A 19,917-nucleotide genomic window follows, 5' to 3' on the forward strand; every position below is an offset into this window, starting at 1 on the left:
TGGAGTCGCACCAAAGTAATTAGCAGGGTCAGCATCAGGGGCTACATCCTGCCCGCTGAGATCCTTAGCATTGACAGTTGCAATGTTGGTGTACTGACCAGCAGTAACTGTTTTTGTCGCTTGGTACTTCCAGATTTCTCCAGTGTCAAGTTCGTTGTCTAAATCTATGTCACCAGTGTTGAATCCGCCGGAGTTCACGACGGGGTTAGGGGCAAAGGAAGAATCGGGACCGCCATCATCAACGACAGTCACATTCTTCAGGGGATTCCCACCGTTATTGCTGACATTATAGGTAAACGTTGCTGTACTGCCCACCAGAATCACCGGACCTGTCGGGCTGTCTGCATCCTGTCCATTAATGAACTTCTTAATAGCCAGCGCTGGCAATGGCAGTACATTCGTTCCCACATCGAGGTAGGGAGAACTTGCTGTTGAGCCAAAGTTTGGATTGTTATTAATGTTAGTTGTAGGGGGAGTGGATAACGGATTTGGGACGTTACCTTGCGGTGTCTGATCCTCCCCGTAGGCAACTGCAATTAACGCACCATCGGTCGTAAACAGGCGTGCCCCACTCTGATCGCTGTCATTAAATTTGGAGTCGTACAGGCGAACTGATTGCAGGGCGTTGACTGTATAGGCGATGTCGTATTTTTGTCCATTAGGTGCGGACAGTGTGCTGTTGGCAGGATTGCCATCCCAGTCCACATAGACGATCGTATTAGTAGTTGCCGTCACCCATAGAGGGCTACCGTTTGCACCGGCGACCACATTCCCATTAGTATCCGACGAACCTTGCGCCCAGCCCACTACCACTTGGCTGGTCAGTCCGTTTTGGGGAGTTAAAGTCCAGCCCCAGTCCCAGTTTTGACCAATATAGTTGCTAGTAGCAGAATCGTAGGTTGCTATGACATCAAAATTCCCACCGTTGGGATTGTTGAGATCGTTACCCGTATAGAAATGGATGCCCGATCCGGACACAGTTGGTGTGTAGCGAACAGTCTCACCAGCAGCTACAGTCAAGTTCCCTGTGCCAGCCGTTGTGCGATAGTTGACCGTAATGGTGCCACTGCCAGGATTGTAAAGAAAATAGCTGACTGGACCGGAATTGTTACTAGGGGTAACTGTTGTGGTGACAGGAGAATAGTAACTGTTACCCAACTTGTCCAGAGGCTTAAGAGCAAAGGAGTCTGACTGGAAGTTGGCATTAATCACCCCTGTAACCAAGTCAACTTGAACGGGATTACTCGCTAAAACCCTTGAGTTCACATTGATTCCTGGTCCACTGGGAAGGGAAGGATTGCTGCCATCCCCAGTGCCTCGGACAACATAGGTTTGTCCTTGATTGAGGGTTACGTTGACATCGGTGGCATCAGCAAAATCGCCATCCCCGTTGACATCAATTTGAACCAGGGTATTGTCTTGAGCCGCACCGACCGCCAGTCCGGCGTAGCTGAACATACCATTGTCGTTGGTCAGGTTTTGCCCCACTGGGACTTTGTAATCTTTGCCATAGCGGAAGATATCAAAAACCTCGACTGCTCCTCCTAACACCGATCCCCCACTGCCTTCAACCGTCTGCGGCCAGTAACCGCGAGTCACAGCGATCGCGGTAGTAGCACCAATCTTGTCTCCCCCATCGAAGTAAATCTGAGTGCCACGAGGGTTGGTGGGAACGACATTCCGCAAAACGACAATATCTCCAGCCTTGAAGATATCTCCGGTGATACCAGGCGCTGCACCGTTTTCATCAATGCCATCGCCCCAAATCTGAGTGCCTCCTGGATTGCCGATGCTATAAATGTTGGTGGGGTTAGTAATATTGGAATCGTAGCCATTTTCCCACTGATCGTAGTAGATCAAGGTTCCGTCACGGCTCATCGTCATGGAAATAATACTGATAATGCCATCGGAGACGTTATTTTCTAGATCGTTGAAAATGTAGTTAACTTGCTGCTCTGGCACAGGCACGAAGTAAGTCTGTAATAATGCTGGATCGGCATCCGTAAATGTCGTCGTTGCCACTTGGTCATCCGTTGTCCCAAACGTACGATCCGCACCACTGCCCGTCGCCGTCAAAATCAACCTCGCATTGAACGCATCAGGCGTACCACTACCAGTGCCATTATTATCCGTTGGCACGCGCCAGACTACCAACACCTCTCCATTTGCTATGTCATCCAATTCACTAGCACCCCCGTCTGTAACGGAAAAGGGCTGATACACATCCGCATTACCATCATCGCCAAAATCATCGGGGTCATCTTCGATCGCAAATGTAATCGTTGAGCCTTTAGCAAATCCACTTGCTGTAATCTTAACGGTTTCACCGGGAGCGTAATCCGCTTTATCCGTACTAACCGTCATGTCTTGGTTGGGCAATAAGTTATCTGTCATGACTATTTGCTCTCAGTAAAATAGTTGAATTGAAGTGAATTTCCCACCTATAGGGCAAGGGCAGGGAAGACACTGATCGCATTTCCCGTGGTCTGTGCTAAAAACTGGCTGTCAATCAACTCCTCATAGGCAGCTAAATCCTGCTGCCAGTAAGCGATCGCCTGATTTAAATTCTCCAAACGTTCCTCCCCTGATTCACCACTCACCTCATGGTGGAAATTGCCGGCAAACAACACTGCGGGAACTTCTTCATCTAGCATTTTTAGCTTCACCTCATTAATACCCAATCGCAGTTGGCAGCTTTCTAAGGTGTAAATCAAGTTAATTCCCGCCTGCATCGGTGCAGTGCCGAAATTCTGCCAGCTACCTTGGGCAAGAATTGTTTCCGTAATATATTCGTAAGCGGCATCTGGCTGGCCTTCAAAGGTGACAAACCGCTGAGGATTGATGCCCACCGCTCGGTAATCCAGATTAGGCAAAACGGCAGCATAGCGGCGAGCAATGTCGGCAATCTGCATCTCTTCAAGGTGGTTGCTTATGCCTTGGGAAAAGCTCACCATTTCCGACTGCGCCGACATCCTGATGCCATTTTTGAAGATAATGTGAGTCCCTCGTGGGGATATTACCGGAGGACGCGCCAATTCCCAGTCTGTGGGAATTACGCCACTACCATTCAGGAAATCTGGAGTTAACAGGGTCGAACTGTGGTTTCTAATGGCTAAGACAATGGATATATCCTGAATATGTGCAGTTTCATGAAAGTTTTTTAGCATCAATCAATTACTCCTTTCTAAGGTATTGAAGTTAAGATCAATCGAAATTACTAGTAGACAACGCCGAAAATAACCAATCATTAAAAATTCCTAAAAAGCTGATTTAGTAGGCTCTTGGAGTCTCTCCAAGTAGAGCAAATACCCTTGTTTAATCTGCTTTTCACATTTTTAATTGTTAATTCTAACGTCCTGTACTATTCCTAATAAATACCTGATTTATTCAGCTTTCATGTATTAGGCAAGGTTGATTTTTTGCAGCGTAAAGCTATTACTCATAATTAATCACGACACTTTTCATAACCTTTGTGGAAAATACAAACATTATGATGCCAATCAATTTTTATCCACAAATAAGCAAGTGGAAAATTATGAGAAACTCCTTGCTCGTTAAAACCTATCGGTTTAACAGCATTGTGTTTTGGTTGATAAGCCCGTTACTTTATGTAGGTATAGTACCCACACAAATATATTATTAATTGACAATCTCTTTTACCCTGAGATTTCAGAACAAACATAACATGGATATCTTTACTTAGCAATAACTATTCTCAAAATTTTCCAGCCAAATTGGCGATTTTCATCCGATAAAACCCTTATCGAAAAAGAACCTGCTAGAGAATATACAAGCTATTTGATTATAAATAGAGGCAATATTTGATAATAATATGCAACACAAGGTATGTTTAATGTCTCTGGTGCTAGGTTTAATATCGTTTGATATTGGAGGGGGTTGGGTTCTTGTATTTCACTCAACCAAGAACCGCTATAAGCTAAAATTTGCTCACTGAGAACGTTGAATATTACCTGATTTTACCCAACCTTCTTTATCAGTATCAGGAATGCGAATTTTTTGCCATTTTTTATCGGCGCTTTCTTCTAAAATAATGACTTTTTTATTACCCCCAACCCCTGCTATACTGGGAGAGTTCGCATCTGGTTTTGCTCGCATACTTAACCCATCTGCCCAAGTGACAGTTCCTTCGTAGGCATCTGGTGGTAGTGGCTTGGGTGATTCTGTGGGTGTGGGTGTGGGTGTAGGGCTAGATGTGGGGTTGGGAGTAGTTAGTTTTTTAGGTGGGGATTTGGCAATGGCTTTGGGCTTTTTGGCTGAGAAAGAAGGATTATCGTTAGGATACATTGGCTTGGGAGGAGTTACGGCGGTACGGTTAACAAAATAGAGGGCAACTGTTAAGCCAGTACCTAATAAAACTGCGATCGCTAAGACAAAACCGAGTATAACTTTAAGTAAGTTTGTCAGCATATAGTAGGGAATTGGTAATTGGTAATTGGTAATTGGTAATTGGTTAGTTTTTTTCTTCTTTCTTCTTTCTTCTTTCTTCTTCCTTTTCTTCCTCCTGACTCCTGACTCCTGACTCCTATAATTGACGTTGAATGCGATCGCTTAAAGGACTATATTTAGATGCTAGACGCGCCCTACCGGCGGCTGCCCATTCTTGGAGTTTTTGAATCTGTTCCACAGCGGTTCGTGCTAAGGGGATAATTTGACTGGCAGCCTCTAAAATATCATCAGTGGTAAAATCACGGTTTTGACTAAAGCCAATGTGCATGGCTTCAATTAACGTTTGTTCAATTTCTGCACCGGAAAAATCGGGGGTTTCGTAGGCTAATCTCTCGATTTCATAGCTGTTCAAATTATGGGGACGCAATCGGGATAAATGCACATTGAAAATAGCTTTTCTTTCTTCTTGGCTGGGTAAACCGACAAAGAAAATTTCATCAAATCGCCCCTTTCGTAACATTTCTGGTGGTAAAGCCTGAATATCGTTAGCAGTAGTTACGACAAAGACAGGGGAAGTTTTTTCCGCTAACCAATTGATAAAAGTCCCAAATACTCGGCTTGTAGTTCCCGCATCACCTTTGCTACCCAAACCAGAAAAAGCCTTATCAATTTCATCAATCCAGAGTATGCAGGGAGCGAGCGCTTCTGCGACTTGAATCATTTGCCGGGTGCGGGATTCTGATTCACCCACCAAACCGCCAAATAACCGCCCTACGTCTAATCGTAACAGAGGTAAATGCCAATGGTGAGCGATCGCCTTGGCAGTTAAAGACTTACCAGTTCCCTGAATTCCCACCAACATTAACCCACGAGGATGAGGTAAACCGTATTGTCGGGCTTTTTCGCTAAAGGAACCCCCACGCCGAATTAACCAATCCTTCAAATTATCCAAACCACCAATATCAGTAATTTCCTCAGTGGCGGGGTAAAAATCAAGAATTTGGGTTTGGCGGATAGTTTGCCGCTTTTCTGCCAAAACTAAATCTACATCTTCTGGTTCTAATTGTCCATGAGTGGCAACTCCTCGCGCTAATACCCGGCGGATTCTTTCCATAGACAACCCCTGACAAGAACGCACCAAATCATCTAAAAACTTACCGTCAGGTGGATTCCCAGTCGCTTGTAACAACCGTTCGACCTCCATTTTGATTTCGGGGGCGTTAGGTAGGGGAAACTCAACCACCGTCAGCACTTCCGTTAAATCGTCAGGAATAGCAACGCGAGGGGATAATAAGACAATATTTTTCGGTTGGGATTTCAGGAGTCGGGCCAAATTACGGAGTTTGCGAGAAATAGCCACATCATCCAAAAACCGATGATAATCCCGTAAAATCAGCACCGCTGGGGCAGTAGGAGTCAACTTTTCCACAAACTCCAAAGCCTGTAAGGGGTTACGTTTCCCAAACCCCACATCATTGGGACTACCCTGATAACCGTCCACAAAATCCCAAGTATACACCGGACGATTACCTTGATTTGCCGCCTCTTCCCGAATCGCCGCCTCTACCCGTTCCTCCTCATAAGTAGGAATATAAATCAACGGATAACGGGCGCGGAGTAACAATTTAAACTCATCACGAAAATTCATAAAAGTAATTATGCTTAAATTTTTAAATTTAGGATTTTAAAAAAATCTCTAACTTATAATACATGAAGTAGGTTGACCTTGAAAATTGTCGTTATGGCAAGGCAATAGACAATAGGCAAGTTTTCCAAAAATTCTCTTATGTCGAACTCAGGTTAGGTATGGCAAAGATAAGTAATTTTACATAATTTTTTACTTTAAAAATTAACTTATTCTCTATCTCCGTGTCAAATTTAAACTCTGTTGATCTAAAATATAAATTACGGTATAATTTTGATAAAACAGATTTTTATTTCTAAATCCACCATGAATAAAGTTACATTAGAGATTCCTGATCAATTAATGAATCAATTGCAAAATCAATCTGATTCTTTACAAAATGTTTTGCTTAAAGCCTTGGAAGCATATTTAGCGGTAGAACCATCAAATTTAATCAAAACTAAAACTTGGGAACTCTGTGGAAGTTTAGAAATTCCTAATCCTGACCCTGAATTTATAATTAAAGATCAACAAGCAGAATTATCTACTAACTATGCAGAACATATTGATGATATTTTATATTAAACTCAACTATTTTAATATAAAATCATGAATCAAGAAATAATTGTTGATACCTCAGCTTTAATTGCTTTTTTTGTTAAATCTGAAACCAATCATCAACTAGCAAAACAATATACATACCATAATCTAAATCATCGCTGGATTATCTTAGAAACAGTATTTGATGAAACAGTCACTTAGATTAGAAGTAAAATCTCTAGTGATGCTTCTATTAAAATTGGTCAAGTTTTAAGAACTGAACATAGTTATATCGTATCCGCTCAATAAATGGGGGCGGACTACCCATTCGGGGACGATTTTACGCCATTTGAGGCTTGTCATGGAAGGATTTACCCCGGATTATTGAGCGGTTACGTTATATCAATATTTCTGATCAAGATGATCAACTTATCTGGGAGACTTTTTGTAAATATAATGATAAAGAATGGAGTTATACTGATTGTTCTATTTTAGTAATGGCAAATCGTTTAAGTGTCTTTGAAGTTTTTGCCCTTGATGAGCATATTCGTCAGATGGCAGGATTAGGTATTGTTTGTGTGCCATAAAAAATATTTCACAACACATAAATTAGATTTTTTGTCAATGGTTAATTTCTAAATCATATCAGATTATCCTGTACCCATCCTTTGAAAAATATAATATAAGTTATATTTTTTATATACAATAATAAATACAGTCAATATCTACCACTAATAAAAAAATCTATGCTTACCCAAGATAAAAAACAAATCAACTGGAAACCTATTATCAAAAAATTTGTCGCTGTAGTTGGTGAAAAAGGTGTAGTTCAACGCAAAGAAGAACTTCTCACTTATGAATGTGACGGTTTAACCAGCTATAAACAACGTCCCCCAGTTGCAGTATTACCCCGAACCACAGAACAAGTATCAGAAATTGTCAAAATTTGCAATCAATTCGCCGTTCCTTTTATTGCGAGAGGTTCAGGAACAGGTTTATCTGGTGGTGCTTTACCAACAGAAAAATCCGTTTTGATTATCACTTCTTTAATGCGACAAATCCTCAGCATTGACTTAGAAAATCAACGTGCTGTCGTGCAACCGGGAGTAATTAATAGTTGGGTGACACAAGCAGTTAGCGGTGCTGGTTTTTATTTTGCACCTGACCCTTCTAGTCAAATTATTTGTTCCATTGGTGGCAATATTGCTGAAAATTCTGGAGGAGTCCATTGTTTAAAATATGGTGTCACTACTAATCATGTTTTAGGTTTAAAACTTGTGCTTCCAGATGGAGAAATAGTTGATGTTGGTGGACAAATTCCGGAAATGCCAGGTTATGATTTAACAGGTGTATTTGTCGGTTCAGAAGGAACATTAGGAATTGCCACAGAAATTACTTTAAAAATTCTGAAAAGTGCGGAATCAATTTGTGTTTTATTAGCAGATTTTACCAGTGTAGATGCTGCTGCTGCCACTGTTTCTGATATTATCAGCGCGGGAATTATTCCTGGTGGTATGGAAATGATGGATAATATTAGTATTAATGCTGTAGAAGATGTTGTTGCTACTAATTGTTACCCCCGTGATGCCACAGCGATTTTATTAGTAGAAATTGATGGTTTAGAAGTAGAAGTTTCTGCCAATAAACAGCGAGTTACAGAAATTTGTCGCCAAAATGGGGCGCGAAATGTTACTACTGCCAGTGACCCAGAAACCAGATTAAAATTATGGAAAGGTAGAAAAGCGGCTTTTGCGGCTGCGGGACATATTAGCCCAGATTATTATGTGCAAGATGGGGTAATTCCTCGAACTCAATTACCTTATGTTCTTCAAGAGATTGAGAGATTAAGTCATGAATATGGTTATCCTATTGCTAATGTTTTTCATGCTGGAGATGGTAATTTACACCCATTAATTTTATTTGATAATTCTGTACATGGAGAATTGGAAAAAGTCGAAGAATTGGGAGGAGAAATTCTCCGACTATGCGTAAGAGTAGGTGGTAGTATTTCCGGTGAACATGGTATTGGTGCTGATAAGAAATGCTATATGCCAGATATGTTTAGTGAAGCTGATTTAGAAACTATGCAATGGGTAAGACAGGTATTTAATCCCCAAGGTTTAGCAAATCCTGGGAAGATTTTCCCCACACCTCGTACTTGTGGAGAAGCAGCAAAAGCATCTATTCAACAATTCTCCGGTGTAGAAAGATTTTAAGAAAGGAGGTAGGTGTGCAGGCCCTGCGCCCAGTCAGGAGTTCGGAGTTCGGAGGAAGAAATTGAAGAATAGAGCATGAAATTTCTCCTCTGTTCCCTGGTTCATCAAAAAATATTCATATCTTTATCTAATCCGCACAATAAAATTAGATTTTGTAGTTATATGGATATTAGCAATCTCGATTTAGTTAACAAATGAATTCTGTATTTCAGCGAGTTTTTGGATATTTTTTGTGTTTGGGATTTGTCATTAGTTTAACAATATTTCCCATTTTTGGAAATCCTGATTATACTCAAAATTCAAATTCTTTACCTGTAACTACAGAAATTCGTGGTGTTTGGCTGACTAATGTTGCCAGTGGTGTCTTTTATATCCCTTGGGGTATTGAAAGGGCAATAAATCAATTAGCAAACCTCAATTTCAATACCATTTATCCCGTAGTTTGGAATCGAGGTTACACCTTTTATAAAAGTCCTTTAGCCAAAAAAATTACAGGTTCAGATAGTCAACCTTTGCTGAATTTTATTCATGGTAAAAATGATTTTTTAGCCAAGGTAGTTAAATTGGCTAGAAGTAAAGATTTGACAATAATGCCTTGGTTTGAATATGGGTTAATGACTCCTCCAGATTCTGCGTTAGCTAAACTACATCCAGACTGGTTAACTATTGGACAAAAGGGTGTAGAATCCATATCTGAAAACTTACTAGAAGATATGATTAATGGGGTTTATAAACAAGCTTGGCTAAATCCTCTACATCCTCAAGTTCAGAACTTTATTCGCGGGTTAATTTTAGAAGTTGTCAAAAACTATAATGTAGATGGTATTCAAATTGATGATCATTTTGGAATGCCTGTGCAGTTTGGTTATGATGCTTTTACGGTAAAACTTTATCAAAAAGAACATCGAGGGAAAAAACCACCAAGTAATCCTTTTGATTCAGAATGGATGCGCTGGAGGGCTAATAAAATTACTGCATTTATGAACAGTATTTCTAAATCTGTAAAAGCAATTAAACCCTATGCTAAAATATCTCTTTCTCCAAACTCACAATATTTTGCTTATAAATACTATTTACAAGATTGGGAAAATTGGGTAAAACAAGATCTAATAGATGAGTTGATTTTACAGGTATACAGAAGTGAAAAAACCTCTTTCATCACAGAAATGTCCAAACCATCAATAAAATCGGCTATGAAGAAAATTCCTGTAGCTATTGGTATCTCAACCGGAAATTTATTAAAGCCTGTAGAGATTGATCAAGTTAAGGAACAAATAAAAATAGTCCGCAAGCAAAAACTTGCTGGTTTCTCTTTTTTCTATTGGGAAAGTTTATGGGGTTATATTGCTCCCGAATCACCTTATCAACGTCGTCGAGCTTTTCTCCAGATGTTTGATACTCAAGCTGTAAGACCATTAAGATTGAAGAAAGTATAATGCAATTATCATCTGTTAAATCTAATTCTATAATTTTAAATTTTACATTGAAATGGGTTTTTGCTACTTTTATGGGATTTTTATTGAGTTTATTAATGATTGAAATCAGTGAAAAACCAGATATGAGTGTTTTAGAAGCTGCTATCGGGAGTTTAACAATTTCTATCCCCCAAAGTTATCTGCTCAGACAAACTATTTCTCCTGGACAATGGGTACTATCTACTCTTTTTTCTTGGATAATTATTGCTACAATTGGTGTTGGTGTTTTGGGTTGGACTGTGACCACTTCTGCGTTTCTACCCACGCGAATTTTTTTAGGCATTATTGTTGGTGGTATTGGTGGTTTATTAATTGGTGTATCCCAATGGTGGTTAGCTATTCCTCCATCATTTCCCTCAGCATGGAAATGGGTATTTGTCAATATTATAGGTTGGATGATAGCTATACCCATTGGTTCAACTGTCGGCTTATTTTTGCACAGAATTACTAATTTATTTTTAGGGGAAGTGATGGGATTGGCTGTTACTTGGTTATTAGTGGCAATATTAACAGGAATCTCTGCGGTGAGAATTATACTCAAAACGGCTTAATAGTTTGATTCTATCGGTAGGGGTAAAGCAAAAACTCATTGGTGTCAACTTAACGTAAAACCCATATACAGCTTCAATACCATCCATTCCTGGCATCTGAATATCCATGAGAATTAGGTCAGGATGTGTTCTACCCAAATGATCGGCGGCGGGTATACCATTTATCTCTGCCATCACTTCATTAATTCTCAGGAAGCGATAATCTTCATCAATTAAGCGTAAAGTATCCCATGTTGGGGGGGATCTCGGAAGCTAACCTATATAATTAGTTTTGGTTTGTAATTTTAAATCGTCATGACTCTACCTAACTGGATTACTTTTTCTCGACTGCTGGGAATACCTTTTTTACTTTATGGTTTATACAATCCCACCAATGAAGCCAAATGGATATGTTTAACTATATTTTTAATTGCCGCCTTAACTGATTGGTTAGATGGATATTTAGCCAGAAAACTCAACCAAATTAGCGAATTAGGTAAGTTTCTTGATCCTTTAGTAGATAAATTATTGGTACTTGCACCATTATTAGTATTAGTAGAATTAGGCAAGATTCCAGCTTGGGCGGTTTTTGTAATTTTAGCACGGGAATTAGCGATCGCAGGTTGGCGAGTTAATCAAACTACCATCACCGGAGCAAACATTTGGGGTAAACTGAAAACAGTTAGTCAAATTATTGCTATATCTCTATTAATTGCCCCCTTATCTCCAACTTGGGAAACTCCAGTTTTAATTACCTTTTGGATATCTGTAATATTGACAATTGTTTCAGGAGTCATTTATCTAATTCCTCAAAAAATTAGCGAATAAAATCAAAGTAGAGCAAATTAAATGTCGAAGATAGAAGGCTTTAGAGTTAGAAATTACAGAGTTATTCGTGATATCACTTTGGGGAAATTATGGAACACACAAACTGCCAAGCCATTAACACCAATGACAGCCGTTATTGGTAAGAATGGTGTGGGAAAAAGTACCATTTTCGACACTTTCGGTTTTCTTGCCGATTGCTTAAAAAATGGAGTAGAAGAAGCTTGTTATGCTCATGGTCGTGGTGGCTTTGAGAAAATTCTCTCTCAAGGACAACAGGGAAGTATTGAGTTTGAAATCTATTATAAAGAAGATGGTAATGCCCGACCAATTACTTATGAATTAGCAATAGATATTGACTCATCTCGAAGACCTTATGTAAAAAAAGAGAGACTGAGACAATGCAGAAAAGGACAAGGTAAGGGACAACCTTTTTCTTTTTTAATTCTCAATGAAGGCAGAGGAATCGCATGGAAAGGTGAACAAGAAGGCAAACAAGATGATTTTGATGTGTCAGATTTAATGGATAAAATCCAAAGGGGTGAAGCAGAAAAAGAAAGCAAAGAAACCGAAGTAGTTGAACTTGACGATAAGCGAAAACTGGGAATTGCTACTTTAGGTTCACTTAAACAACATCCCCGAATTTCTATGTTTAGAAGATTTATTGAAGGATGGTATTTAAGCTATTTTACACCAGATGCTGCCCGCAGTTTACCTCTAGCTGGACCACAAAAGCATTTAAATACTCATGGAGATAATTTAGGTAATGTAGTTCAGTTTATGGAAAGAGAACATCCAAAAAAGTTTCAATCCATACTGGAAAAAATAGCCAACAAAATTCCCGGTGTCAACAAGATTAGCACTTCCCCAAGTCCAGATGGAAGACTGCTTTTATGTTTCAATGACAAAGGGTTTCAAGACCCATTTTACTCTCAACAAATGTCAGATGGTACACTCAAAGTATTTGCGTATCTTCTGATGTTGGAAGATCCATCACCACCACCATTTTTGTGTATCGAAGAACCAGAAAATGGACTTTATCATAAACTTTTAGAAACTCTAGCTAGAGAATTTCGAGAACACACTACAGGTCAAAAAGGTGGATCACAAATATTTGTGACAACACATCAACCATATTTTGTAGATGCCCTTGAACCTGAAGAAGTTTGGATATTAGAAAAGGGCGAAGATGGATTTGCTAAAATTAAGCGGGCTAGTGAAGATCCTTTGATTAATAATCTTGTTTCTGAAGGGTTACCCCTGGGTGGACTTTGGTACAGTGACTACTTGGACGCAAGGTGAATATATGCACTTTGAGATATTAGTTGAGGATGTTTCCGGCAAAACTACTCTTGAGATTCTTGTTCCAAAAATTATTAACCCCGAACAACACACATTTAATATTCATGCTTATAAAGGAATAGGGCATATTCCTAAAAATCTCATATCTAATTCTGATCCCAAAAAACGAATTTTGCTCGACCAATTACCGCGACTTATTCAAGGCTATGGTAAAACATTTGCCAGTTATCCTCCTAATTATCACGCTGTTCTGATCATTATTTGCGATCTTGATGACAGATGTTTGAGTGTTTTTCGCCAAGAATTACTTAATGTTGTAGACTCTTGTGAACCGAAACCAAAGACGCAATTTTGCATCGCTATTGAGGAAGGCGAAGCATGGTATTTAGGTGATTTAGCAGCAGTAAAGGCGGCTTATCCAACTGCTAAACCAGCAATCCTAAATTCATACACCAATGATGATATTTGTGGCACATGGGAGAAGTTAGCCGACGCAGTATATCCCGGTGGTTGTCAAAAGTTGTCTAAACTTCCTTATCAGGTAAGGGGGAGAGAGAAAACAACTTGGGCGGAAAAGATATCTCCTTTTATGGACATTGATAATAATCAATCATTAAGCTTCTGTTATTTTCGAGATCAGCTTCGACGTTTAAGTGGGCAGTAAAGCAAGAAATGGCAATAAAAAACCCTGGCGAAACTGACCAGGGTTGATTAGGAGAAAATTTGAATGACGATTAGATACAAATACCGAAGCGGAAAATTTTAGCTAACCCCCAAGGTAATTAGAACTATAGAAGTTAAAAGTAATATTGCTACTGCGCCTTGAAAAGCATACTTATTTTGTTGTGCCTTACTAGGAAATTCTGCGTGGTAAAGTTTCGGTTCTTTGGCGTAGTTGTTAAGAATGCCTTTTTCATCCGTTGTGGTATACATAATTTTTTTCTTTGGTTTGTTACCTTATGTAAACTAATATAACAAGATTGTTACAAAGTGTCAATAGAACTTGACAAAAAAATAATAGATGCTATTGATAAGCCCTACTTACAGCAAATTGTCATTAAACCCGGAACAAGAACCCCACCCCCAACCCCCTCCCCGCAAGCGATGAGGGGGCTAAGATGCAATACTGCTCGGTTGAGCCTGAAAAGTCATTATATGGTAGGTTGGGTTGTTCGCGTCAGCGTTGCGGAGCAATGGAACGAAACCCAACATTATCAAGGATTTTGTTGGGTTTCGCTATCGCTCAACCCAACCTACATTTCCTTAACCGACAAGTATTGGGCTAAGATGTACCTTATATGATTGGAAATCGCTGCATTTGGAATCAGAGAAGAAGTCTTGGTGACAGCAGGCATAAAAAAACCCACCTGCGCTGGGTTCCAATGGGAAATTAGCGCAGGTGGGTGGAGATTAATGTAATTAAAAGCCGATAAATGTTTTAGCAGTTCACAAACTAGTTGTAAACTGCTATGTAAAAAGATTTTCGTTTTAAATGGGCAGTACCAGACTCGAACTGATGACATCCTGCTTGTAAGGCAGGCGCTCTACCAACTGAGCTAACCGCCCGTTTCTTTCACTCAATTAATATAGCATAGCCTTTTAAAATTTTGCAAGTCTTTTGAGAAAATTTTTTTACTGGATGGAAAAGGCTGATGTGAACGGGATTGAGCTATACTGACTCAGGATTTCACTGTTAATTTTATATTTTTAATTTCCGAAGATGCCCTCTGGTCAAACGCACGATCGCATTACTATTTGGTCTATGCCTGTGGTCGCGGGTGTAACGCTAATTTCCACTCACAGCAGTAATATGACTTTGTTGGTGGCGGGTGGGTTTATGTTTGGGGGGCTGATGTTTGGTCCTGATTTAGATATTTACTCCCGTCAATTTCAGCGGTGGGGTTTTCTGCGGTGGATTTGGCTACCTTATCAAAAAAGTTTGCGGCATCGGTCTTTTTTATCTCACGGTCCGATTATTGGCACAACTTTACGGGTAGTGTATCTGACGACTTTTTTGGCGTTGGTGGCGATTGTGGTGGTGATGATTTTTACCAAGTTGGGAAATGTGGCTTGGAATTGGGGAGAACTGTGGGGGACTGTGGGGAAGACCATCTATATGTATTATGGAGAATTTTTTGCCCTCTTTGTCGGCTGTGAACTCGGTGCAATGAGCCATTCTTGCAGTGATTGGACTGTTTCTGGTTATAAGCGCTTTCAAAAACAGGGTATTCAAGGTTTACTCCCTCGTGGCAAAATTAAGAAACGTAAAGTTAGCCCCAGTCGTCGCAGTGTCAAAAAGCGGTAAAAAGATGGAAATTAATCAGACTTTAGAGGCGTTACAAGAGTTAATAAATGTGGTAGCGAAATTGCGATCGCCTCAAGGTTGTCCTTGGGATTTGGCACAAACACCAGAAAGCCTTACACCTTATGTGATTGAAGAGGCTTATGAGGTGGTAGATGCCATTCAAACAGGGGATAAAAAGGCTATTTCTGAAGAATTAGGTGATTTATTATTACAGGTAGTATTACAAGCCCAAATTGCCAGTGAAGCGGGTGATTTTTCTTTGCAAGAAGTTGCTGAGGGTATTTCTCAAAAGTTAATCCGTCGTCATCCTCATGTATTTGCTGATGTGACTGTGGCAGGTATGGAAGAGGTACATAAAAATTGGGAAACCATCAAAGCGGCGGAAAAAGGGGAATCTGTAGAAACCCAAAAACTCAGTGATCAATTGAATCGTTATCGTCGCAGTCTTCCCCCATTAAGTGCAGCGATGAAGATATCCGAAAAGGCGGCTAAGATTGGTTTTGAGTGGAATCATGTAGATGAAGTTTGGGGTAAATTTCATGAAGAGTTAGGGGAATTTCAACAGGCTTTAGCTGAGGAAACCAAAGAAAGACAAGAATCCGAATTAGGTGATTTACTATTTGCCATTATTCAAGTTGCCAGATGGCATAAACTTGACCCCAGTGCAGGTTTACAAGGGACAAGTCAGCGATTTATTCAACGGTTACAAAAAATGGAGGATGTGATTCAACGTCCGTTAACAGATTATAGTTTAGAAGAATTAGATGCCCTTTGGCAACAAGCTAAAGCCCAACTTGGTCACTAGGTGCTAAATATACCTCTTGCAAAATTACTTTTATCTTAGAGGATGTTTGAAAAGTTTTTAATGTATAAATAAACCCCTCTCCAAACCTCTCCCCGCATCGGGGAGAGGCTTTGAAACCCCCATTCTCTCGTAGGCAAGAGGGGAAGGGGAGTTAGGTTTCTGGAGATTATCGGTTTGATCTAATACTTTTCAAACACCCTCTAAGAAATTATGCCATGATTTTGAATGAAATACCTACAGAATAAGGCTTTAAAGGAATTTGAACCTATTTTTCCGTAAAAAGTAGGGAAGAACTAAAATTTTAGAGGCTATTTTATTTATCTTTATTACCCAACAAGTACCATGGTATTTTAATACATTCTATGTTGTAAAGCATCTTGCTACGACTTAGTGTGTTTTTAATCCATGCTACAATAGAATCTTTAGTAAAAATTTCTATATACAACATAATTATAAGCAATAGTATGCTTTTAGTCTTTAAGAGTAGTGTAGGCATCCTATCTATATCTATAATAGCTGTTATAATTTTCCTATATGTTGCCTCCCTATCCATTTTATTATCTAGAATAATAGATAAAGTTACTAATTTACCCATACGTTGCTCGTACAATTGTTGCCTCCAAGAGTCATTAACTAATAATGCAGCCCACTCCTCAAATGTTATATCATTAACGCGCAGTCTAGGCGAATAGATGGATGAATTAGCGAACATTTGTAACAATTCTTCAGCTTTTACTGCTGATAGATGTGGTAATTCGGGAATTTCTGCTTTCATCTCTAGTGGTAATGTTATTTCCATGACTGTGATGTCTTGGATTAAATTATCTACTGTAATTGCATAGGTTCTATCATGGAAATTATACTTACCCAGGTTTTTTAAATAACTATGGGTTGTGAAACCACATACTTCTATCCAACATTCATCTTCCTCTGGTTCTAAATTTACTTGAATAGCTAGATAATAGTCTCCTACCCATTCGGGAATATCTACCCATTCTTGGGGAACAGAAAACTCCTCAAATTCACTTATTTCACAGGGAATAATTACTATTTGTCTTTCCCCTAATTTAATACCCGCACCATTTACCACTTCCCATATACTAGATAAACTTTTTGCACTGGGATATATTACAGGTTCAGCTAGACTTTGTTCATTTCTAAACCAGTCAATTAATGTATATAAACTCAGGTAATTTATATAGGAATTATGACGAGCTATAGTATGAGAATGGTGCTGTGATTGTTTCCATGCCTGTTCTTGAATAGATGGTAAGATAGGTAAGTGTAAGTATTCGTTCTTGTGTTCCGCTAATTTGTAAATCATAATTGCCTCGTAATTGGGGTAAATTTAACTTCTGTCATGAAAATTCCTGAAGACAATAATAGAAATTATGTTTTTCTATATGTACATATTATTTTATCTAATATTGAATTAGCTATATCTATAGTTGGATTCTGCCATTTTCTTTCGGAAATGCTTAACTTTAATCTATTTCTGTCGGTTTCACAAATATTTAAATTTAAACAAGCATTGTCAATTAATTTTTGAGAAAAAGCGGACAATGCTAATTCTAAACTGTCGTGAACAAGTTTTTCCAGTTTTTTAAGCAACCCTTGTTCTAGTTTACCTTGAATTTGATTGATCATTTTTAGTAAATCTTTCTCAGTCATATTCAACTTCATAGTAAGTTGACAATCATCTATTCTTTGTCCATATTTCAATTCTAATAACCGATTTTCTGAAGTATCTAATGTTTTTACAACCTCTATTAAAATACGACGTAGATAATTAGAGTCCAAAGGTTTATGATAACTATCACCCAACCTATTTAACCAATTATCTATATAGTTATTTATCCACGTTTCAGGGGTTACGGATTGGTACAAACTTTCAATCAATATATCCATAAACTCGATTTTGATGTTTTTAACACGGTGGGAAATTGCAGTTTGGGTAAGTGAAAAAATATTGCCTATGTCTTGCTGTTTCATTTTGAAACCATAAGTGAGAACTACTATTTTTTTATCAGTTGCGTTTAAATTACTGAATCTTTGGATAACTAATTGCAAATCTAACCCCAATGGGTTAATTTTATCTGCATCTTTGCTTTTTTGATTATTAGTATAATTGTCTTGGTAATTATAAACATTTGATTGTGGATTAAAATAATTAGATAGAGATGTATTGCAAATTTCTATCCATTCTTTCAATGTTTCAGTGGTAATATTTTGACTGATAAAAACTTCGTCGGGGGAAGAAGGAAGCACTCTATCTTTATTGTAACTGTTCACAGACTCTTCATAGTCAGATTCCTGTGGTTCTGGGTATTTATCTCCCGACTTCCTGGCTACATTATTGGCAATCCTATTATACATATAAACCCTTTTGAAAAACCTACGTGCAAATTGAATTTTGGTTATTAAACCATTATTTATTCCATTATTTTCCAGGGCTTGATTTAATTCTTTTTCACTACATTTAATCAACCTACGCCACGTAGAAAATTTCAGCCCCAACTTATCTTTAATAACATTTTCTAAAACTGCTTGAATATAGTATTCAAACAGTCCTTTGTTGTGATCATATTTATTAATCACAACTTTAAATTCCTCTGAATTATAAACAAATTGACGAGCAATAAATAAGCCACTCAACATTAGTTCATATCTTTTGTCTTGCTGATACTTATCGTTATAGAATACTTTTCTTGTGGCTTTGTAGATACTTTCTTCACAAAAACATTGTAAATACTGCCATGCCATTTCTACTGTTTGTGTTTCCACTTGGTTATCAAAAATTATTTGCATCCAATAAATTACTAGTATTTGAGGATCATCGTGTTGGTATAATGATTCAAATTCTTGAGTCCTCTTTTGATATGATTCAAGATTACGCTTTAATTTGTTATCTACTTGTATTTGCGGACTGCAATCTGGATTGATGCCTATTATTCGCGTGTAGAACTTAGCCTCAAGTATGTTATTAGACATGACAACCCTGGCAAGAGTTTATACTTATTTAAATTGATGCAGAATTTAGAGCGTGACTGTATGGTTTGCACACTCCATTAAATTTAGTCTTTCTATCTGATATTGGGATCATAATGGGCAATTTATGAATTGAGATATTGTTTATCCCCAAAAGCGGATAATTTCATATTTATCTAAATTTACTCCCAATTAGTTGATGGGATTTGCGGTAAATCCTTTGTTACCAATAAAAGGAGAATTGACATGAGTAAGATTATATCATCGGCGATCGCTGTTTCTGCCGTTGGTGTATGTAGTATTTTGTCAGGTATATTTAATGTCAATGTACTACCATCCCAAGCAAAATCGTTAACTAAACTTCAAGAACCGTGCTACCACATATCAGGAACACCGCAGTACAAGGAAGATTGCAATAAGTCAATTGAAGATTCAACTCAACCTAGAAAAAAAACCCCATTTGCAATTCCAACTAAACCTAAAAGGACACCTGGATTTGAAGATCCAATTGTGTGTATCATAAAGAGAAATGGTGTCTACACCTACGACTGTAGTAATGTACCGATTAAACCCAAAAAGACACTTAAGTAATTGGACAAAAATATTTACAGTCATTGCGAGGGAAGGGAAGCAATCACAACCCTTGCGATTGCTTCATTTCACTTCGTTCCATATGGCTAACGCAACGCTTACGCAATGACATTGTGTAATTAATTCTGTCTCACTACTTAATGTTAGACTTCTAATTGATCAGCATTCTAAGTGACTGATTTTTATTTTATCACATCTTTGTTATCCGTGCGATCGCTCCTAATTTAAAATTATAATCCCTCACAATGATTTTATTTATCACAAGTAGATATGGATTCCTTTTGTTATTAGATATCTCGAAAAGTGGAT

19 protein-coding genes and 1 tRNA gene are annotated in these 19,917 nt (G+C 38.5%); 11 read left to right on the forward strand and 9 right to left on the reverse strand.

All coding sequences use genetic code 11. From position 1 onward, the window contains the following. From CA730_RS15615 to CA730_RS15630, 4 genes are all read right to left on the reverse strand, one after another. Window positions 1-2,394 (reverse strand): DUF11 domain-containing protein (locus CA730_RS15615; protein WP_172891200.1); only part of this gene is annotated, 2,394 nt, incomplete at its 3' end. Window positions 2,395-2,441: 47 nt separating this feature from the next. Further along, window positions 2,442-3,167: a hypothetical protein gene (locus tag CA730_RS15620; protein ID WP_096668644.1), complete on the reverse strand. Its 726-nt coding sequence runs from the start codon at window positions 3,165-3,167 to the stop codon at window positions 2,442-2,444. Between the two features lie 781 nt (window positions 3,168-3,948). Beyond that, on the reverse strand, window positions 3,949-4,428 hold the full coding sequence (locus CA730_RS15625; RefSeq protein ID WP_096668646.1) for an SH3 domain-containing protein: 480 nt from the start codon (window positions 4,426-4,428) through the stop codon (window positions 3,949-3,951). 115 nt (window positions 4,429-4,543) lie between these two features. After that, window positions 4,544-6,055: an AAA family ATPase gene (locus tag CA730_RS15630; protein WP_096668648.1), complete on the reverse strand. Its 1,512-nt coding sequence runs from the start codon at window positions 6,053-6,055 to the stop codon at window positions 4,544-4,546. A gap of 303 nt (window positions 6,056-6,358) precedes the next feature. Here CA730_RS15630 and CA730_RS15635 point away from each other — a divergent pair, with 303 nt between their 5' ends. From CA730_RS15635 to CA730_RS15680, 9 genes are all read left to right on the forward strand, one after another. Beyond that, the gene (locus tag CA730_RS15635) at window positions 6,359-6,616 is read left to right on the forward strand and encodes a hypothetical protein (RefSeq protein WP_096668650.1); all 258 of its coding nucleotides are present in this window, start codon (window positions 6,359-6,361) and stop codon (window positions 6,614-6,616) included. 24 nt (window positions 6,617-6,640) lie between these two features. Then, on the forward strand, window positions 6,641-6,793 hold the full coding sequence (locus tag CA730_RS25200; RefSeq protein ID WP_197705450.1) for a hypothetical protein: 153 nt from the start codon (window positions 6,641-6,643) through the stop codon (window positions 6,791-6,793). Window positions 6,794-6,927: 134 nt separating this feature from the next. Further along, entirely contained in the window at window positions 6,928-7,158 is a 231-nt protein-coding gene (locus CA730_RS15645; protein WP_197705451.1) for a hypothetical protein, read from the forward strand. A gap of 159 nt (window positions 7,159-7,317) precedes the next feature. Further along, entirely contained in the window at window positions 7,318-8,787 is a 1,470-nt protein-coding gene (gene glcD / locus CA730_RS15650) for a glycolate oxidase subunit GlcD (RefSeq protein WP_096668652.1), read from the forward strand. A gap of 194 nt (window positions 8,788-8,981) precedes the next feature. Then, complete coding sequence (locus tag CA730_RS15655; RefSeq protein WP_096668654.1) at window positions 8,982-10,223, forward strand: glycoside hydrolase family 10 protein; 1,242 nt, start codon at window positions 8,982-8,984, stop codon at window positions 10,221-10,223. Then, window positions 10,223-10,813: a hypothetical protein gene (locus CA730_RS15660; RefSeq protein WP_096668656.1), complete on the forward strand. Its 591-nt coding sequence runs from the start codon at window positions 10,223-10,225 to the stop codon at window positions 10,811-10,813. The genes CA730_RS15655 and CA730_RS15660 overlap by 1 nt, the downstream gene beginning before the upstream one ends. Before the next feature lie 294 nt (window positions 10,814-11,107). Next, the gene (gene pgsA / locus CA730_RS15670) at window positions 11,108-11,620 is read left to right on the forward strand and encodes a CDP-diacylglycerol--glycerol-3-phosphate 3-phosphatidyltransferase (protein WP_096668660.1); all 513 of its coding nucleotides are present in this window, start codon (window positions 11,108-11,110) and stop codon (window positions 11,618-11,620) included. A gap of 21 nt (window positions 11,621-11,641) precedes the next feature. Next, the gene (locus CA730_RS15675) at window positions 11,642-12,919 is read left to right on the forward strand and encodes an AAA family ATPase (protein ID WP_172891201.1); all 1,278 of its coding nucleotides are present in this window, start codon (window positions 11,642-11,644) and stop codon (window positions 12,917-12,919) included. Further along, a complete protein-coding gene (locus tag CA730_RS15680; protein WP_231939854.1) occupies window positions 12,897-13,583 on the forward strand; it encodes a DUF4276 family protein in 687 nt (228 codons plus the stop codon). The genes CA730_RS15675 and CA730_RS15680 overlap by 23 nt, the downstream gene beginning before the upstream one ends. A gap of 98 nt (window positions 13,584-13,681) precedes the next feature. Here the strand turns inward: CA730_RS15680 and psb34 are convergent, their stop codons facing one another. Then, window positions 13,682-13,852, reverse strand: coding sequence for a photosystem II assembly protein Psb34 (gene psb34 / locus CA730_RS24530; protein ID WP_053538602.1), 171 nt, complete (start codon window positions 13,850-13,852; stop codon window positions 13,682-13,684). Between the two features lie 560 nt (window positions 13,853-14,412). After that, a tRNA-Val gene (locus CA730_RS15690) sits at window positions 14,413-14,485 on the reverse strand. Window positions 14,486-14,639: 154 nt separating this feature from the next. Here CA730_RS15690 and CA730_RS15695 point away from each other — a divergent pair. Together CA730_RS15695 and mazG are read left to right on the forward strand one after the other, a co-directional pair. After that, on the forward strand, window positions 14,640-15,224 hold the full coding sequence (locus CA730_RS15695) for a metal-binding protein (RefSeq protein ID WP_096668664.1): 585 nt from the start codon (window positions 14,640-14,642) through the stop codon (window positions 15,222-15,224). Window positions 15,225-15,228: 4 nt separating this feature from the next. After that, window positions 15,229-16,029, forward strand: coding sequence for a nucleoside triphosphate pyrophosphohydrolase (gene mazG / locus CA730_RS15700; RefSeq protein WP_096668666.1), 801 nt, complete (start codon window positions 15,229-15,231; stop codon window positions 16,027-16,029). Between the two features lie 313 nt (window positions 16,030-16,342). On the opposite strand, the gene CA730_RS15705 is transcribed toward mazG, so the two are convergent. The 3 genes from CA730_RS15705 to CA730_RS24535 form a co-directional block, all read right to left on the reverse strand. Then, window positions 16,343-17,353 (reverse strand): DUF1822 family protein, encoded by a 1,011-nt coding sequence (locus CA730_RS15705; RefSeq protein WP_096668668.1) that lies wholly within the window; start codon window positions 17,351-17,353, stop codon window positions 16,343-16,345. A gap of 65 nt (window positions 17,354-17,418) precedes the next feature. Continuing rightward, window positions 17,419-19,020 (reverse strand): hypothetical protein, encoded by a 1,602-nt coding sequence (locus CA730_RS15710; RefSeq protein ID WP_096668670.1) that lies wholly within the window; start codon window positions 19,018-19,020, stop codon window positions 17,419-17,421. Between the two features lie 179 nt (window positions 19,021-19,199). Then, window positions 19,200-19,343, reverse strand: coding sequence for a hypothetical protein (locus CA730_RS24535; protein WP_157749995.1), 144 nt, complete (start codon window positions 19,341-19,343; stop codon window positions 19,200-19,202). Window positions 19,344-19,917 lie beyond the last annotated feature (574 nt).

The sequence above is a fragment of the Dolichospermum compactum NIES-806 genome (genome assembly GCF_002368115.1).
GTDB lineage: Bacteria > Cyanobacteriota > Cyanobacteriia > Cyanobacteriales > Nostocaceae > Dolichospermum > Dolichospermum compactum.

What these genes read in the sequence shown, in the direction of transcription:
- CA730_RS15620 (WP_096668644.1), bottom strand. Translation starts at nt 3,167, where the DNA reads ATGCTAAAAAACTTTCATGAAACTGCACATATTCAGGATATATCCATT.
- CA730_RS15625 (WP_096668646.1), bottom strand. Translation starts at nt 4,428, where the DNA reads ATGCTGACAAACTTACTTAAAGTTATACTCGGTTTTGTCTTAGCGATC.
- CA730_RS15630 (WP_096668648.1), bottom strand. Translation starts at nt 6,055, where the DNA reads ATGAATTTTCGTGATGAGTTTAAATTGTTACTCCGCGCCCGTTATCCG.
- CA730_RS15635 (WP_096668650.1), top strand. Translation starts at nt 6,359, where the DNA reads ATGAATAAAGTTACATTAGAGATTCCTGATCAATTAATGAATCAATTG.
- CA730_RS25200 (WP_197705450.1), top strand. Translation starts at nt 6,641, where the DNA reads ATGAATCAAGAAATAATTGTTGATACCTCAGCTTTAATTGCTTTTTTT.
- glcD (WP_096668652.1), top strand. Translation starts at nt 7,318, where the DNA reads ATGCTTACCCAAGATAAAAAACAAATCAACTGGAAACCTATTATCAAA.
- CA730_RS15655 (WP_096668654.1), top strand. Translation starts at nt 8,982, where the DNA reads ATGAATTCTGTATTTCAGCGAGTTTTTGGATATTTTTTGTGTTTGGGA.
- CA730_RS15660 (WP_096668656.1), top strand. Translation starts at nt 10,223, where the DNA reads ATGCAATTATCATCTGTTAAATCTAATTCTATAATTTTAAATTTTACA.
- pgsA (WP_096668660.1), top strand. Translation starts at nt 11,108, where the DNA reads ATGACTCTACCTAACTGGATTACTTTTTCTCGACTGCTGGGAATACCT.
- CA730_RS15675 (WP_172891201.1), top strand. Translation starts at nt 11,642, where the DNA reads ATGTCGAAGATAGAAGGCTTTAGAGTTAGAAATTACAGAGTTATTCGT.
- psb34 (WP_053538602.1), bottom strand. Translation starts at nt 13,852, where the DNA reads ATGTATACCACAACGGATGAAAAAGGCATTCTTAACAACTACGCCAAA.
- CA730_RS15695 (WP_096668664.1), top strand. Translation starts at nt 14,640, where the DNA reads ATGCCCTCTGGTCAAACGCACGATCGCATTACTATTTGGTCTATGCCT.
- mazG (WP_096668666.1), top strand. Translation starts at nt 15,229, where the DNA reads ATGGAAATTAATCAGACTTTAGAGGCGTTACAAGAGTTAATAAATGTG.
- CA730_RS15705 (WP_096668668.1), bottom strand. Translation starts at nt 17,353, where the DNA reads ATGATTTACAAATTAGCGGAACACAAGAACGAATACTTACACTTACCT.
- CA730_RS15710 (WP_096668670.1), bottom strand. Translation starts at nt 19,020, where the DNA reads ATGTCTAATAACATACTTGAGGCTAAGTTCTACACGCGAATAATAGGC.